Here is a 16,437-nt window from a genome sequence, read left to right as displayed (position 1 = left end):
GTAAAGAGGAGAGGTTACACCGAACGAGCGAGTTGTCCATTCATTAGTAAGCGAGTCGTTAGATATTTACGAGCATCAGCAGTAATGAGATGAAGATCATCATGCTTAGCACGAGAAGGGTCTTTACTGAATTTGACACATGCGCCTTCCAGACTTTCCTGAATAGCGATAACTTTATATCCATTATCTAGCCATTGATCGATCGCCAGCTTTTCTTTTTCAAAATCAGCGAAAGCAGACATTATCGTATCCCTCCACTTACTTGTTCAGTTGTAGAAGATAACAGGGTTGTAGGAACTTCAAACCGATTACGATGCAAATACTGACCGGTTCCCGGCGTACCGACAAACTGTTTATCTCGAATCACAAATTCTCCTCGACTCAGTACAGATACCGGTTCGCCTGTAATCTCTATTCCTTCAAAAGCATTATAATCGACATTCATATGATGCGTTTGCGCTGAGATCGTTCGTTTGACGGTTGGATCGAAGATCACAATATCAGCATCACTACCAATCGCAAGTGTTCCTTTCTGCGGAAAAAGTCCAAATAGACGTGAGCTGGCTGTAGCAATAATATCGACAAATTTGTTAAGTGAGATTCGTCCTTTAGCAACTCCTTCAGAATAAAGGACACTGAATCGGTCTTCGATCAGCGGCCCACCATTCGGTATTTTGGAGAAGTCATGAAGCCCCAGATCTTTTTGCCCTTTAAAATTAAATGAGCATTGATCGGAACCAATCGTCTGTAGACTTCCATTCCAGAGAGCATCCCACAACACTTCTTGATTCCATTTCTCACGTAGAGGAGGAGACCATACATATTTAGCTCCTTCAAAATTCGGTTTTTCCAAATCGCTCTGATCCAATAGTAAATATTGAGGACATGTTTCTCCATATACACGTAGACCTTTACGGCGGGCTTCTTCAATTTTGTAGACAGCTTCCGCACAAGTCACATGCACCACGTATAATTGCGAATCCGTCAGACCGGTAAGGTAAGCAGCGCGTCCGGTAGCTTCACCTTCTAATTCAGGAGGACGGGTAAGCGCATGATAGATAGGTTCTGTCTGTCCAGCGGCTAGTGCTTGTTCGACTAAGTATTCGATCACATCACCATTTTCAGCATGTACCATCACGAGTGCGCCTTCACGCTTCGCTGTTTGCAATGTTCTGAATAATGTACCGTCATCGGCTTGAAATGTATTTTTGTACGCCATAAATACTTTAAATGAGGTAATGCCTTCTTTTTCAATAATCTGAGGTAATTCATCCAATACAATATCATTAATTTCTGAGACCATCAGATGAAAGCTATAATCAATGACAGCTTTGTCTCGTGATTTCTTATGCCATGTATCGACAGCGCTTTGCAAGGTATTACCTTTAGTCGTTAAGCAGAAATCAATCACTGTCGTTGTACCGCCGAATGCAGCTGCTTTGGTGCCAGACTCAAAATCATCAGCCGTAACGGTTCCACCAAAAGGCATATCAAGATGAGTATGGGGATCAATACCTCCAGGGAATACATAGCAACCACTCGCATCAATTATTTCAGCATCTTCTGCTTCCAAATGAAGCCCGATACTGGTGATGATCCCATGTTCGATTAATAGATCGGCGACATACGTATCTGCTGCTGTTACAATCGTTCCATTTCGAATAATCTTTTTCATCCAATCACCTCAGCTCCGGTATACGAATCATTCAACGAACCGATCATTTTTTGACGATCGTTCCAGCTCATTGGCGCCATACCGTTTTGTATTTCGATCATATCTATCGCACCATCTACAGGACAGACGATAGAACACAGATTACAACCTACACAATCTTCTTCACGAACTTGCAAAATACTTTTTCCTTCAGCATTGGTCAGCATATCAATACATTGGTGGGAAGTGTCTTCACAAGCAATATGGCACTTATTGCAGTTAATACAATTTTCTTCATTGATTCGAGCAACAACTTGATAATTAAGGTCTAGATCACCCCAATTGGAATAACGGGATACACTTTGACCAATCAATTCAGTCACCGAGCTAAGACCTTTATCATCTAAATAGTTGTTGAGACCATCGATCATTTCTTCGACAATTCGGAAACCGTGATGCATTGCGGCAGTACAGACTTGAATCCCTGTAGCTCCCATTAACATAAATTCAACCACATCTTGCCATGTAGAAATGCCACCGATTCCTGAGATAGGTACACCTACATTCATATCACGAGCACATTCGGCTAACATATTTAGGGCAATCGGCTTTACCGCAGGACCACAATATCCACCATGTGCCCCTTTACCACCGACATGGGGTATCGTATTCCAACTATGAATATCGACACCAGCAAGACTATTGATCGTATTGATCAGACTAATCGCATCCGCACCACCTTTAACAGCATGGCGAGCCACCACCGTGATATCCGTAATATTTGGAGTTAATTTCACAATTACAGGTGTCGTTGCTACTTCTTTCGCCCATGTGGTCTGTGCTTGGACTAGATCGGGTTGTTGACCGGAAGCCGCACCCATACCACGTTCAGCCATACCATGCGGACAACCGAAGTTCAATTCCAATCCATCGACACCTACATCTTCGACTCGTTTTACAATTTCATGCCATTTGTATTGAGTCGGTTCAACCATTAGAGAAGCAATAACTGCATGATTGGGGAATCGTTTTTTCGTTTCATAGATTTCTTTAAGATTTACATCTAATGGACGGTCAGAGATCAATTCAATATTGTTAAATCCAGCGACTCGTTGTCCGTTGAAATTAATCGCTGCAAATCGGGCAGATGTATTAATAATCGGATCACCCAGCGTTTTCCAGACCGCTCCGCCCCAACCTGCTTCAAAAGCACGCTGTACTTGATATCCTGTATTCGTAGGTGGTGCAGAAGCGAGCCAGAACGGATTAGGGGAACGAATACCTGCAAGATCAATACTCAAATCTGCCATAATCAACAACCTCCTAGTCATATCATCTTATATCTCAAACAGTACATTAGATGTGCCTATCTTCTATTTATAAATCAGATTTTGGATTGATTTATTTTAATGATCTTATTTGTATTGATAGCAGTGGAAGCCTTATTTTATACAATCGAACGTAAAGAATGATCTTCTTGAGCAAGTAAATGTTGGCTGATTGCATAAGCTGCTAATTTTCCTTGTTGCGCAGCAGAGACGACCATTGCTTCACCTTGACCCGATCCGAATATAATATCGCCTGCGGCATATACTTTGGGATTAGAGGTACGATGAGTCGTCGTATCAATCTTGACGACACCCCATGTATGTTCTAATCCAAAATGCTCAATCAGATCGGTACGGCGTTCTTGTCCAATCGCTGTTACCACAGCATCGACGGGCATTAAGAATTCAGAACCTTCAACAGGCATCGGCACTAACCGCCCGTCTTTACCAAGTTCACCTGTTAATTTCATTTGCACACACTCTAGATGAGTGACTTTACCTGTAGCATCACCAATAATTCGCTTGGGTAATGTTAACCAGTTGAATTCTACCCCTTCTTGTTTGGCAAATTCATATTCAAAATCATAAGCAGTCATTTCTTCGCGTGTCCGTCGGTAGACCATTTTCACATTAGAAGCACCTAAGCGTACTGAACAGGTAGCTCCATCAATAGCCGTATTACCTGCACCGATCACCGCTACTTTTTTGCCGATTAGATTAACATGAGGTTGACCTGTTTTGGTCTGTTCAACCAGTTGAATCGCATCATAGACGCCTTGTAGTTGTTCCCCTTCAATTTTGATCGGAGGAACGTATCCCATGCCAGCTGCTAAGACGACTGCATCGTATTCCGTCAGTAATTGCTCAGCAGTGATATCAGTGCCTACTTTCATATGGGTGCGAATATCGACGCCTAACTTTCGTACTTGTTCAACTTCCCAGAGCGATATGGATTGAGGTAAACGAAAAGAGACAATACCATGCGTATCCAGTCCACCTGCAAGTGGCTTCGATTCATAGATCACGACACTGAATCCCTCACGTGCTAATTCACGAGCAGCAGCCAAGCCAGCAGGACCGCCACCGATCACCGCTACTTTTTTCTCGTTAGGAATACCTGCTTCGAATAAAGAAGCGTCTTTTTCGATCGCCCAATCCGTAGCATAACGTTGTAATCTTCCGATATCTATCGGTTTGGAACTTTCATTCAGTACACAAGCGCCTTCACATAACTCTTCTGTTGGACAGACACGAGCACAACTAGCACCAACAGGATTAGCATCCATAATCGTATATGCAGCGCCTTTTAGATTATCGGTTGCAATACGTTTGATAAAAGAAGGGATATTGATTCCGGTAGGACAAGCTGTTATACATGGCGCATCATAACAGTACAGACAGCGATTCGATTCTTCTATAGCTCCCTTGTGAGTTAGACCAGGTTCTGCTTCCGCAAAATTATGCATAAATAGATCAGGTGTAAACGAAGCCAATGTAGAAGAAAGTTCCATCGGTTAAACCTCCTTGGGGTATAGAAAACTATTTTGTGTTAAATAATGTAACATATTTTTCGCTAATATCGATCTTTTTATAGATTTTTTCGGTGAAATTATTTTAAAATATCATATAAAGCATAAATATAGTATAATTCATACCCATATAGGTTATGTAATATAACATTTATATATTAAAACTATAGACAATTCGCTTTTTTATTACATTAGACAGAGTGTCTAATTTCAAAAGTTTATTTTTGACGACCATAGCGTAGATACAGCTGCGGCTGAACGTTACTTTGTATAAAGGTGATTGATCCATGATTTAGAGAAAGGCGGGGGAGAGATGGAAGGAAACCGTATGTTTACTATCGAAGATGCGATGACAAGACCTTTATTTGCTCAAGCAGAAGTGATCGGAGGAATCAGAGGAACAAAGAATTATGTTCGTTGGGTACATGTGCTGGAGAGTTCTAATTTTGAAAGTCTTATTCATGGAGAAGAAATGATTCTGACTACAGGTATGCAATTCCATCATCATCTTGCAACTGCACTCGAATTTATGGAAAATTTAATTCAGAAAAAGGCAGCATGTCTTTGTATTGAACTGGGCGACTTTTTTCAACAGATTCCTGCTGAAATGATTGAACTTGCCAATCGCCACAATTTTCCTTTGATTATTTTTAAAGAAACCGTACGGTTTGTAGATATTACGCTCGATCTACACTCATTGATTATTAATCACCATCATCGTATGCTTCAAGAATTAGAAAGTATTTCACGTGAATTCAATCGGTTAACGCTCACTTCGCAAGGCACTACGAAAGTATTACAATTGCTACATCAAAGCACGCATCATCAAGTGATCTATTTACAGTTGCAAGGCAAACCTTCCTTTTTCCCGGCACTTTCTCCTGATAAGCAACGTCCGCTATTGGATTTTTTTGCAGCATTTAATGAAAGCATAGATGGGGTACAACATGATACTGCACCTTATTTTCGTGAATATCAGCAACAAACGATTGTGCTCAAGCCTGTAGGTGCTTTGGATCAGACATGGGCATACATTATGTTGATCTGTCCGCACAAACCACAAGAGTATGATTGTTTATTACTAGATTCGGCTTCGCTATCCATCGCTCAAGAATTGTTACGTACCCGTTATATGGAAGAACGCAAGTTATTTTCGGAAAATCTATGGGTGGAGGAATTGATTTATGGAAGGATTGAAGATGAACATCGACTCAAAAGTCTAATTGGACCTGATTTCGCCGCCATGAATGAATTACCTTATCGTGTCTGCCTTATCGAAATTGAGAATCCGCAAGATGTAAAATGGAACAGTTCGGAGAATGAGTGGGAGTCGATCACATTTCATCTTTCGCTAGCTTTACGGTCTATTTTCGAAAAGTATCTATTTCATCCGCTTATCACACTCAAAAATAATCGACTGACAGTGATTGCTCTGGATCAACAAGCCAAAATGCCTGCGAAGCCAAGACTTCAACAGGCATTACAATCTCTACAACATATTCATGCAGATGATAAGCTGAAGCATTTGAAATTAATTATTGGTGTAAGTAAATCCGGTCATCATTTGAAAAATGTTTCAGCCAGTTATCAAGAAGCTGTTCAAGCCTTATCTCTGTATTCCTGTTCGGATAGTACGTTACTATTTTATGAAGAATTAGGCGTATTTCAATTACTACTCAGCTTGAATGATGGCAAAACGCTTCAGACCTTTATTCGCAACTATCTAGGGCCTCTGATTGACCATGATCAGTCCAAAGGCAGTGAGTTGCTTCTTACATTACGAGTATATCTGGATCATGATGGTTCCAAGCAGATTGCCGCGCAGAAATTATTTATCGTACGCCAATCGTTATATTATCGCTTAGACAAAATTACCGAACTGCTCGGTGAAGATTACATGTCACCTGAAAATCGCATATCGATTCAAGTCGCTCTACGTGCTTATCAATTTTTGTATCCAGAAAAAATGACGGTACCTAATGCTCACTCATCACATGTTTGAATGTACTAATCAAGAATTCCAAATCTTCATCTGTAGAAGATAATGGAGGGGCAAAAGTAAGTATATTGTTATAGCCAGCGACCGTATCGCCATTTTTGCCGATAATCAGTCCTTTACGTTTACAACCGGCAATTATGGACTTCACGATATCGAGTGACGCTGGCTTTTTACTGTCTTTATTTTCAACCAATTCAATGCCTGTAAGCAGACCGAAGCTACGGATATCACCGATTAGTGGATGATCTGCAATATCCATCATTGCTGTATTGAGGCGTTGCCCTAACAGTTGAGCACGTTCAATAAGATGTTCTTGCTCAATCACTTCCAGATTACGTAGTGCTAATGCACATGCCGCAGGATTACCACCAAATGTATTTACATGCCGAAAATGCCCGTAATCATCACTTTTATCTTTAAATGCTTCATAGATATCTTTGCGGACAGCCGTAGCTGATAGTGGCAAATACCCACTCGTTAATCCTTTAGCCATCGTCACAATATCCGGTTTTATCCCAAAGTTATGATGCCCGAACTTTTGACCGGATCGTCCGAATCCGCAGATCACTTCATCTATAATAAGTAGCACACCATGAGTACGACAAATCTCTTGTACCCGATCCATATACACTTGATGGGGAATAATAATACCACCACCCGTAATCACAGGCTCCATAATTACAGCGGCAATCGTTTCAACCCCTTCCCAGATGATCATATCTTCGATCGCTTGAGCACAGTGCAGGTTGAACTCTTCTACTGTTTGACCAGCCAGACGACGGTAACTGTCCGGTGGAGCCACATGCAGGAATCCACCACTTAACGGTTCATATTTATATTTACGTTGAGCCTGCCCTGTAGCTGATAGCGCACCCATAGAACTACCATGATACCCACGATAACGCGAAATAAATTTATGGCGATAATGCTGTCCAATCTGTTGTTGATATTGACGTGCGATTTTGAAAGCCGCTTCATTAGCTTCAGAACCACTATTAGAAAAGAAGATCACATAATCATCACCAAGCCAGTTATTCAACTTTTCCGCAAGTGCAATCGCAGGCATATGACTTTGTGTTAATGGAAAATAAGGAAGTTGTAACAGTTGTTCATATGCCGCTTCCGCTAACTCTTTGCGACCGTAGCCCACATTCACACACCATAGACCAGACATTCCATCCATATAACGCTGACCATTGGTGTCTGTTACCCATGATCCACTACCTGTCGCAGCGATCATCGGTGGAGCTGCTTCATTGTAAGGAGTTATATTATGCCACAAATAGCGCTGATCCTTTTGGATTGCTGATTCACTGTCTGTTCCTAATTCGAGCATGATGATTTCTCCTCTCTGTTGCTGGATCATTAATAGCGAGCAGTGACTCTTACTGCATTTTACTAGCCATATCTACAATTTCATTGGTATACGCTTCTTGCACATTAGCCGCTTCTTTAATGACGCCAAATTTCAAAGCGATATCAGCAGTCTGCTGGAACATTTTCTCGTCAGTGTAGCCCATTTTAGTTTCATCGAATCCTTCAGGTTGAATCAATTTTGCTACTTCTTGCATCATTTTAAGTTGATGTTCTTTCGTAGTACTGCCCGATTCCGCTTGCTTCATTACACTGTCAACTGCCGCTTCAGGATCAGCCATCGCATCTTTCCATCCTTTAAGTGAAGCACGTACAAATTTAGCGGCGGTTTCTTTATTCGCATCTAGCCACTCTTTATTGGCAAATAAATTATCTTCTAACATCGCTACGCCTTCGTCGTTCATATCAATCACATTCAGATCGCTATCTTTAAGACCAGACTCTAGCAAAATTTGATATTCGTTATAGGTCATAGCTGAAGCGGCATCTAATTCGCCACCTAGAAATTGATCCATTGTGAATCCTTGTTTGGTAAAGCTCACATCTTTGTTCGGATCAAGCCCGTACTTATCGAATAAAGCCAATAGTTCGAATTCATTTCCACCCATCCAGTTGCCTACTTTTTTACCTTTTAGATCAGCAGGAGAGTTAATGCCAGCCGATTTTTTAGATACCACCACTAGACCACTTTTTTGGAAAATTTGAGCGATTTGAATCAATGGCATTTCCTGTTCCTGACTCGTCAGCAGACTTCCAACCCAATCTACACCGATATCTGCGGAACCACCAGCCACCTGTTGCTCAGGAACAATATCTGGGCCGCCTGGAAGAATCTCCACATTTAGACCTTCTTGCTCATAATAACCTTTATCTTTAGCGACAAAATAACCAGCAAATTGTGCTTGAGGTACCCATTTCAACTGTAACTTGACGGTTACGGGTTCTGTTGAAGTCGCTTCATTGGCATTCGCTGTTGTACCTGTGTCTGTCGAAGCACTTTTCATTCCACCGCATCCTGCAAGCATCGTAATCATGATCACCAGCATAATTACAAGACTGGCTTGAACTTTTTGTGGTTGGATGTTCATCTTTTATTCCCCCTGAATCGTTAATCTATTCTCGATAGCTATATGCGAAAATAAAGCGGATGTATGCCCGGTCATTTAGGTGCGCTGAGAAGGATGCCAGCGAATACATACTTTTTCTAATCGCTCTACCACCATATAGAAAATAATACCGGCGATAGCAGCCAGCACGATACATGACCAACCCAGTGGCATTTTGGCAATTTTGATAGAATTAGAGAGGAGGTAACCCAGTCCTTGCGAAGAAAAGAAGAACTCACCGACAATAGCTCCGATCATGCTAGCAGTAGCATTGATTTTGAGAGCAGTAAATACATACGGTAAGCTATGTTGGATACGTAAATAACGAAAGACTTTTCCTTTATTGGCGGCATAGGAATGCATAAGATCAAGAGCGAGTGGATCAACAGATGACATTCCTTTATAAGCGTTAAGAGCCATAGCCGCCATAGTTGTTGCAGTGACGATAGCGATTCGTGAACCGATACCATCACCGAACCATAGATTCATAATTGGAGCCAGCGCTACAATAGGAACAGCATTTAAAGCGGCTACTAAAGTAAGACTTCCTGCACCCCAACGTGGAGAAGCTGTAGCAATAAGAGCAATAATGAATCCGAATAAAGAACCTATGAGCATGCCCAGTACAGCTTCAGCTAATGTGTATCCGGTATAGGATAGTAGAAGACTCCAATTTTCTTGTATAGACGATGCAATTGCTGAAGGAAGAGGAAGTTGATATTTTTTAAGATCAAATATCTTGTGAAAAACCTCTATTTGCCATAATGCCACGAATAAGATACCTGAACCAAGAGGAAGCCATAGTTTTCCACCACCTAATAATGATTTGTTCTTGCTCTGACGTTTGCGCGAAGGTTGATCTGTTCCTTTTGCTTGTTGCTGTTCTGTTAACGAAGAATGTGGAGAAGGAAGAGTTGAAGAAGGTAATTCAGAGATATATGTAGCAGCCACTTTTTTGTTCTGTGCCGATGATGGTTTGTTCATGAATGGCTACCTCCTTTGGAGCGGAATTCAGGTTGCCATGGAGATACGATACGTTCGATCAAGCTAATCAACCAATAGCTGAGTATGCCAAGTAAAGCTCCGATAAAAACAGTCGACCAGAACATATATACATGAGAAGGGCCATAATACAGATTGCGAAGCATAATCACGCCGATACCATGTTGTGCTCCCATTAGTTCAACAAGAATAGCGCCAGTTACAGCTAGAGGAGCCGCAATTTTTAATCCACTAAAAAGTCCGGGGATAGCAGCAGGTAATCGTAATTTCCAATAAATACTCCACGGTTTAGCCGCATAAGAATGCATCAATTCGAGAGCGGAAGGTTCAACACTTCGTAATCCTCGTAACATATTGAGTGCTACCGGAAAAAATGTAATATATCCCGAGATCAGAATCCGTGAAATATACTCATCTCGTACAATTCCATAAATAATAGGTGCGAGTCCAAGTACCGGAATCATTTGTGAAGCTACAGCATATGGAAAGGTTAATTTTTCGATCCATGTCGATATGCTCATCAATATAGCCAGTACAACACCTGCCAGAGCGCCAAGCAAAAATCCTATGCCTGCATTACCAAATGTAGCACTACCTTCTTTGATCAACGTTCCACTATATTGAATACTGGTGGCTAGCACTTCATGAAGATAAGGAAGTTTGGATTGAGCCAAAGGCAGATGACCTATATTTAATAGTGCCCATGATGTAAGTTCCCAGATTACCAAGATCGCAATAACCCAGACCATAGCAGGCAACAGGCGATTACGTACAAAAAGATGATTTCCTTTCATACGTCACACCCCTTCAAAGCTATCGCGAATACGGGCAATCAATTCAAAAAAGGCTGGACTGTTACGCATTTCCTGTGTACGTGGTCTAGGTAAAGGGATTTCAACCACTGCCGACAATCTTCCAGGATGTGGGGATAATACAAATACTCGATCTGATAAAAAAATCGATTCGGGAATACTGTGAGTCACAAATACAATCGTATTTTGAATGTTATTCCATACAGACAATAACTCTTCATTTAAGCGTTCTCTTGTAAATTCATCTAGGGCAGAGAACGGTTCATCCATTAGTAGAATTTCAGGCTCCATTGCCAGTGCTCTTGCAATAGCAGCTCGTTGTTGCATACCACCACTCAGTTGCCATGGATATTGATCTGCAAATTTTTCAAGTCCTACTAATTCCAATAATTCGATGGCTTTGCGTTCACGTTCGATTTTACTAACGCCTACTAACTCTAGAGGAAGCGCTACATTTTGTTTGACTTTACGCCAGTCGTACAACACAGGACTTTGAAAAACAATCCCGTATTTTTGAGCTAATCGTGCTTCTTTAGCTGTTTTGCCTGCGACATGAATACTGCCACTGGTAGGCTGAATCAGATCAGCCATAAGCCGAAGTAATGTAGTTTTTCCACAACCAGAAGGGCCTAATAATGAGACAAATTCTCCTTTGCCAATATCAAGACTCACTTGATGTAGAGCAAGAACATCACCAGTATCTGTTGGATAACGCATTTCAACATCTTTTAGCTGAATCTCAGGTGTTTGTACTTGATGCTTTACCGTAGAAGCGGTCAAAGACATTTTTATCCCCTCCAAAGATTCATAAGCCTCTAATGACGTTTAACCTAACTTATTAAGTCATATCATAATCAAAAATTGACTTAAACTCAATATTAAATGTCAGATAAACTAACTTTATGTTCGATTAACTAACATATTAAATAAAACAAAGGCGTATAGCATTAGACAAAAAGTAAGATTGCTATCACAAAATTACGTCACTTTGTCCAGATCACTCATATATTCGTTAAAATTAGAATTAATCTATCATTTTTTGGCAGTGAAAAACGATCAAGTGATCATTATTACAGATAATATTTACAGATTGACGAACGATTACACATGTACATATAAATAACATTCGCTTTTTGATTGACAACCTTATAATCCTATCCTAGAATGTAACAAGTAAAGCTGTTTGATATGAAAATAACAACACGTATCAAAGACAGCGAATAGAGTTTGGCGACAATTGAAAAACACTTCGTATAATCTTGAGAATAGGCTCAGGAGTCTCTACGGATCACCGGAATGATCTCTCTACGGAATGAAGCAATGGCAGTGTAGGTTTTCTTTAGCGTCTATGTATATCGATATCGATATCGATATACATAGACTATTTAAGAATACTATGACACGCCGTTATTTTGATTCTTAGAGACCCCGATGAACAGCTCGTCTATCGGGGTCTCTTGTCGTTTTCTCTATTCATTTCCAAGAGGAGGAAGATAGCAATAATGGAACGTTTCTTTAAGTTGAAGGAACACGGCACGAGTGTAAAAACAGAAATGATCGCAGGCTTAACAACCTTCATCACGATGGCATACATTCTGTTCGTTAATAACTTGTTCTTGGGACCAGGTGGAGCAGGTATACCCGCAGAAGGCGTGTTTTTCGCTACAGCTGTAGGTGCTGGATTGGTTACGATTTTAATGGGATTATTTGCAAATATTCCGGTAGCTCTTGCACCAGGTATGGGTTTGAATGCTTACTTTATGACTGTTGTACTTAGCTCCAACGGAATGATCACATGGCAAGCGGCTTTAGGTGCAGTGTTTCTTTCGGGGATTATCTTTATCATTTTAACAATTACCAAAGTTCGTCAGTTATTGCTGGTCGCTGTACCACAATCAATCAAAATGGCGATCACTGTAGGTATAGGATTATTTGTCACCATTATTGGATTGAAGCTTGGAAATGTAGTTTCGGTATCAGCTACGGTTAAAGGCGTTACAGATGTTGCTCAATTAGCAGCTCCTGTAACAGTTAAAGGTTCTGATTTCCAATTAGCATTGGGCGATTTCATGCATAGCCCGGATACATTACTTGCGATTATCGGGTTATTCGTTATCGGTATACTGATGGTATTACGTATCAAAGGTGGATTATTAATCGGTATTATCGTAGTTACATTGATTGGTATTCCAATGGGTGTTACAGATCTAAGCAGTTTGTCTACTGCACATTGGATTCCTTCTTTTGATAATCTAGCGGTTGGACAATTAGATATCAAAGGCGCAATCGGTATAGGATTATTCGAAATTATCTTTATCTTTACCTTTGTTGAACTATTCGATACTTTCGGTACATTGGTAGGTACAGCCGAACGTGCAGGATTGTTCAAAAACAAAGAAGAAGGCGAAAAGAAAATCAGCAAAGCTATGTTGGTTGATGCAGTAGGGGTAAGTGCAGGTGCTGTTTTAGGTACAAGTACAATTACTTCTTATGTTGAAAGTACAGCAGGTGTAGCTGAAGGTGGACGTACAGGTTTGACCGCTATTACTACAGGAGTATTGTTCTTATGTGCATTGTTTATTGCTCCTTTAGCTTTGGTGGTTCCTTCTGCGGCAACAGCTCCAGCATTAGTAATTGTTGGTGTATTGATGATGAGTCAGGTAAGCAAGATCGAGTGGGACGACTTTATGCAAGCATTCCCTGCTTTCTTAACGATTATCTTTATGCCATTTACAAATGGTATTGCAAACGGGATCTCAGCAGGTATTATTGCTTTCGTAGTTTTAGGATTCTTTAGCAACATCGCTTCACCGCGTAAAGTTAAAGTACACTGGTTGATGTGGGTACTTGCTATCCTTGTCATCTGTCGCTATGCATTCCTGGGCTCAGAGTAATCCAGTATCATCACATTATATTTTCGAATCAAATGATACCAGTAAGAAATGCATTATTTAAAAGTTAACTCATCATTTGAAAAGTAACAGCAGTATGGAATATTCCGTAATGTACGCAAGTCTAACTAACGGAATAACATACAAATCATTAAAACTCAAAATTTAGGCATAACTCAAAATTTAGGCATAACTAAAAAAGCAATAAATCAGCCTTAAGTTAATCAAAGAGTAACAAAACTAAAACCCCTTTTAACAGCTAACAGAGCCGTTAAAAGGGGTTTTTGATTGAGTTCATTCTATTGATTTAATTCTCTTTAGTTCATTTCTATTTAATTTATTTATATTCGATTCATCTACTTATTTAATGATTCGCTTATTACTCGTATTCTATATTTTTCATGAGTATTGTGTATATCCTCAATGAATGTGCTCGATCTATTCAATTTATTCTTTTCCTTTCATATAACCGAACTCATTTTTTAAAATGGATCTTATTTCTATTACTCCTACATACTTAACTCTCACTCAACTTTTTATACTCTTTTACAAAATAAACAATAGAACGATGCAAAAAGTCCAAATAACCTTCTTCACCAAACTGATCAAAATAACGAACAAAACGTTCATCAGTCACATAAGTCTCTGCTATACATAATAAAATAGCTTCATCACAAACCATAAACCGCCCAAGCATACGGCTCCATTGACCTATTAAGTCTTGTACTTCATTAGAAGATGGGGAAAGTTGCTGGTGTTGAGCGATCCTGTGAAAAATATGCTCAACATCTGCCGAAAATTGTGTGTATGCCTCTTTTTTATCGCTATCAGATAAATGTTCTAGGTTTGCTTGGAATTCCTGATATTTCTCCGTATCTCCATACACCAATTTAGCTTCTGTATCATACTGATCTTTGATAGAGAAAGTAGAAGAATCATCAAATATATTTAGCTTCTGTATATCTGTTCCTTCTATATAATGATCCAATTGTTCAATAACGGTAGTCAACTTTTGTTTTCGTTGTTCAAGTAGACCGCGTTGATGAAGTAAGATCTCTTTTTGTTCATCTTTAGATAAAGGAAGCATAATAGATATCTCTGTCAGTGAAAATCCCATTTCTTTAAATAGCAAAATCATCTGTAATGTCGCAAGTGCTTGTTGATCGTACAACCGATATCCGTTCTCACCAACATAACTTGGAGGCAACAAACCAATTTTATGATAATGATGCAATGCACGTTTAGTGATCCCTGTAATATGAAGTATATTTTTAATCGAGAACAATTGTGGTTTCATGCCAAAATTCCTTTGTCTCCGCTAAAATAAGTTCTGCTGGAGTAATCGTTGCTTCTATAATACTTTTGCCGGTTTTCTTTAAATAATATTGAATCAAATAATAACCACAAGCATAGCCACCTGCGTAAGGCATTCCTACAGGTTCACCATATTGCATGTTAGTAATGTCATCACCGTATAAATAAGGACTTATTTGATTAAAGCCACTTCGATCCATTTTATCTTCTAGTAGGGGCTTAATGTGATGATTTAAAGTACTCATATTTGCTTTGGACACCCACGGTCCTAATAAATGTTCACCATATAGAGTAGTGGCAAAACTTTCTGCCAATCCCTCACTCACAATTAATTCTCCTAACGTTATCTGCTCATAATTCCATTTGATAAATTGATATCTTACATTATGATTGCATTCATGTGCGAGTACAGACTGAATGCGAGGGAGTGTATACTCATTTGGAAGCAGTGTAACTAGAATATGACCAGGAATTCCACCATCTCCGCAGATTCCTTCATTAATCGCTAAGACGGAGCTATTAGAATCCCCTAATAAAACGGTATACACATAGTTAGTAACACTCAAAGGAATTTGATTTTGTTCAAATAAGCTCAAACTATCCTGCACAGCTGCATCACAATCTTTCCAAAACTGTTCAGAGGAAATGGCTTCTAATAGAGGATACACATCTTCAGTAATATCTTGTGGAGCAATATTCATCATATTATTAAATGTAATTACATCAAAAGAATGAGAGGCATCTGCTTTATACGGGATTTGTTGAATATCCCATTTCTTTATAAAAGGAAGCAACATCTGTGTACGATACTGTTCTACCTTTTGTTCTGATGAAGTATCTATAATTGATTGATAGATTCGATCTGAACGTAGTGTCTTTATATTCATTGTAATCCCTCCTTTGTTAAAGATGACTATTCCATTATCAAGTATCCCCTTACGTGACAGTCAAGAAAAGAATAGGCACATCATAAACTTTCATTTCTAATGCGCCGAATCGTACAATAATGTAGAGAGTAGAGAGTAGAGAGTAGAGAGTAGAGAGTAGAGAGTAGAGAGTAGAGAGTAGAGAGTAGAGAGTAGAGAGTAGAGAGTAGAGAGTAGAGAGTAGAGAGTAGAGAGTAGAGAGTAGAGACTCTGTTGGCTCGAGGATTAAAGAAGTAGAATAAATAAACTGCAATAGAATAACAACCAGATGTCTACTTAATACCTACTGATGAAATGAAAAATTAAAAATATAAAATAATGCTTGCTAAATAAATTCAGCCATGATATATTATAAAAGTTGTCACGAACGAACGACAACATCCACAAAATATCATACGAAAACAACTTGAAAAAACACTTCAAAAAAAGTGCTTGCCAAGTGGTTGGAAACATGATATGATATAAAAGTTGTCACCGAGAAACACAGACAACGAAAAACGAA

The 16,437-nt window shown here is 39.6% G+C and carries 13 protein-coding genes and 1 riboswitch; of the genes, 2 read left to right on the top strand and 11 right to left on the bottom strand.

What is annotated here, in order from left to right; all coding sequences use genetic code 11:
* Positions 1 to 14: 14 nt before the first annotated feature.
* The 4 genes from PTI45_RS20140 to PTI45_RS20125 form a co-directional block, all read right to left on the bottom strand.
* Positions 15 to 242: a hypothetical protein gene (locus tag PTI45_RS20140; protein ID WP_069329379.1), complete on the bottom strand. Its 228-nt coding sequence runs from the start codon at positions 240 to 242 to the stop codon at positions 15 to 17.
* Positions 242 to 1,675, bottom strand: coding sequence for a dihydropyrimidinase (hydA, locus tag PTI45_RS20135; protein WP_069329378.1), 1,434 nt, complete (start codon positions 1,673 to 1,675; stop codon positions 242 to 244). Before hydA ends, PTI45_RS20140 begins: the two co-directional genes overlap by 1 nt.
* Positions 1,672 to 2,964, bottom strand: a complete 1,293-nt coding sequence (preA, locus tag PTI45_RS20130; RefSeq protein WP_069329377.1) for an NAD-dependent dihydropyrimidine dehydrogenase subunit PreA — start codon at positions 2,962 to 2,964, stop codon at positions 1,672 to 1,674. Before preA ends, hydA begins: the two co-directional genes overlap by 4 nt.
* 137 nt (positions 2,965 to 3,101) lie before the next feature.
* Positions 3,102 to 4,493, bottom strand: coding sequence for an NAD(P)-dependent oxidoreductase (locus PTI45_RS20125; protein ID WP_069329376.1), 1,392 nt, complete (start codon positions 4,491 to 4,493; stop codon positions 3,102 to 3,104).
* A gap of 331 nt (positions 4,494 to 4,824) precedes the next feature.
* Between PTI45_RS20125 and PTI45_RS20120 the strand changes: the two genes are divergently transcribed.
* On the top strand, positions 4,825 to 6,513 hold the full coding sequence (locus PTI45_RS20120) for a PucR family transcriptional regulator (RefSeq protein WP_069329375.1): 1,689 nt from the start codon (positions 4,825 to 4,827) through the stop codon (positions 6,511 to 6,513).
* On the opposite strand, the gene PTI45_RS20115 is transcribed toward PTI45_RS20120, so the two are convergent.
* The 5 genes from PTI45_RS20115 to PTI45_RS20095 form a co-directional block, all read right to left on the bottom strand.
* The gene (locus tag PTI45_RS20115) at positions 6,488 to 7,846 is read right to left on the bottom strand and encodes an aspartate aminotransferase family protein (RefSeq protein WP_069329374.1); all 1,359 of its coding nucleotides are present in this window, start codon (positions 7,844 to 7,846) and stop codon (positions 6,488 to 6,490) included. The two genes, PTI45_RS20120 and PTI45_RS20115, sit on opposite strands and share 26 nt — an antisense overlap.
* Before the next feature lie 49 nt (positions 7,847 to 7,895).
* Complete coding sequence (locus tag PTI45_RS20110; protein WP_069329373.1) at positions 7,896 to 8,972, bottom strand: ABC transporter substrate-binding protein; 1,077 nt, start codon at positions 8,970 to 8,972, stop codon at positions 7,896 to 7,898.
* Positions 8,973 to 9,047: 75 nt separating this feature from the next.
* The gene (locus tag PTI45_RS20105) at positions 9,048 to 9,974 is read right to left on the bottom strand and encodes an ABC transporter permease (RefSeq protein WP_083243642.1); all 927 of its coding nucleotides are present in this window, start codon (positions 9,972 to 9,974) and stop codon (positions 9,048 to 9,050) included.
* Positions 9,971 to 10,786, bottom strand: a complete 816-nt coding sequence (locus PTI45_RS20100) for an ABC transporter permease (protein ID WP_083243641.1) — start codon at positions 10,784 to 10,786, stop codon at positions 9,971 to 9,973. The genes PTI45_RS20105 and PTI45_RS20100 overlap by 4 nt, the downstream gene beginning before the upstream one ends.
* 3 nt (positions 10,787 to 10,789) lie before the next feature.
* Positions 10,790 to 11,590, bottom strand: a complete 801-nt coding sequence (locus tag PTI45_RS20095) for an ABC transporter ATP-binding protein (RefSeq protein WP_069329372.1) — start codon at positions 11,588 to 11,590, stop codon at positions 10,790 to 10,792.
* A gap of 443 nt (positions 11,591 to 12,033) precedes the next feature.
* Positions 12,034 to 12,132: riboswitch (purine riboswitch) on the top strand.
* A 174-nt stretch (positions 12,133 to 12,306) separates the two neighbouring features.
* Here PTI45_RS20095 and PTI45_RS20090 point away from each other — a divergent pair.
* Positions 12,307 to 13,698, top strand: a complete 1,392-nt coding sequence (locus PTI45_RS20090) for an NCS2 family permease (protein WP_069329371.1) — start codon at positions 12,307 to 12,309, stop codon at positions 13,696 to 13,698.
* A gap of 514 nt (positions 13,699 to 14,212) precedes the next feature.
* Here PTI45_RS20090 and PTI45_RS20085 read toward each other — a convergent pair.
* Both PTI45_RS20085 and PTI45_RS20080 read right to left on the bottom strand, forming a co-directional pair.
* Entirely contained in the window at positions 14,213 to 14,992 is a 780-nt protein-coding gene (locus tag PTI45_RS20085; protein WP_069329370.1) for a MerR family transcriptional regulator, read from the bottom strand.
* Positions 14,967 to 15,896, bottom strand: coding sequence for a DUF2268 domain-containing putative Zn-dependent protease (locus PTI45_RS20080; protein WP_069329369.1), 930 nt, complete (start codon positions 15,894 to 15,896; stop codon positions 14,967 to 14,969). Before PTI45_RS20080 ends, PTI45_RS20085 begins: the two co-directional genes overlap by 26 nt.
* Between the last annotated feature and the right edge of the window lie 541 nt (positions 15,897 to 16,437).

The organism is Paenibacillus nuruki (genome assembly GCF_001721045.1).
GTDB lineage: Bacteria > Bacillota > Bacilli > Paenibacillales > Paenibacillaceae > Saccharibacillus > Saccharibacillus nuruki.
Note: the sequence above shows the minus strand (reverse complement) of the source record. Positions and strands in the feature narration are given on the sequence as shown.

Coding starts and splice junctions, on each gene's coding strand:
- PTI45_RS20140 (WP_069329379.1), bottom strand. CDS start 242: ATGTCTGCTTTCGCTGATTTTGAAAAAGAAAAGCTGGCGATCGATCAA.
- hydA (WP_069329378.1), bottom strand. CDS start 1,675: ATGAAAAAGATTATTCGAAATGGAACGATTGTAACAGCAGCAGATACG.
- preA (WP_069329377.1), bottom strand. CDS start 2,964: ATGGCAGATTTGAGTATTGATCTTGCAGGTATTCGTTCCCCTAATCCG.
- PTI45_RS20125 (WP_069329376.1), bottom strand. CDS start 4,493: ATGGAACTTTCTTCTACATTGGCTTCGTTTACACCTGATCTATTTATG.
- PTI45_RS20120 (WP_069329375.1), top strand. CDS start 4,825: ATGGAAGGAAACCGTATGTTTACTATCGAAGATGCGATGACAAGACCT.
- PTI45_RS20115 (WP_069329374.1), bottom strand. CDS start 7,846: ATGCTCGAATTAGGAACAGACAGTGAATCAGCAATCCAAAAGGATCAG.
- PTI45_RS20110 (WP_069329373.1), bottom strand. CDS start 8,972: ATGAACATCCAACCACAAAAAGTTCAAGCCAGTCTTGTAATTATGCTG.
- PTI45_RS20105 (WP_083243642.1), bottom strand. CDS start 9,974: ATGAACAAACCATCATCGGCACAGAACAAAAAAGTGGCTGCTACATAT.
- PTI45_RS20100 (WP_083243641.1), bottom strand. CDS start 10,786: ATGAAAGGAAATCATCTTTTTGTACGTAATCGCCTGTTGCCTGCTATG.
- PTI45_RS20095 (WP_069329372.1), bottom strand. CDS start 11,590: ATGTCTTTGACCGCTTCTACGGTAAAGCATCAAGTACAAACACCTGAG.
- PTI45_RS20090 (WP_069329371.1), top strand. CDS start 12,307: ATGGAACGTTTCTTTAAGTTGAAGGAACACGGCACGAGTGTAAAAACA.
- PTI45_RS20085 (WP_069329370.1), bottom strand. CDS start 14,992: ATGAAACCACAATTGTTCTCGATTAAAAATATACTTCATATTACAGGG.
- PTI45_RS20080 (WP_069329369.1), bottom strand. CDS start 15,896: ATGAATATAAAGACACTACGTTCAGATCGAATCTATCAATCAATTATA.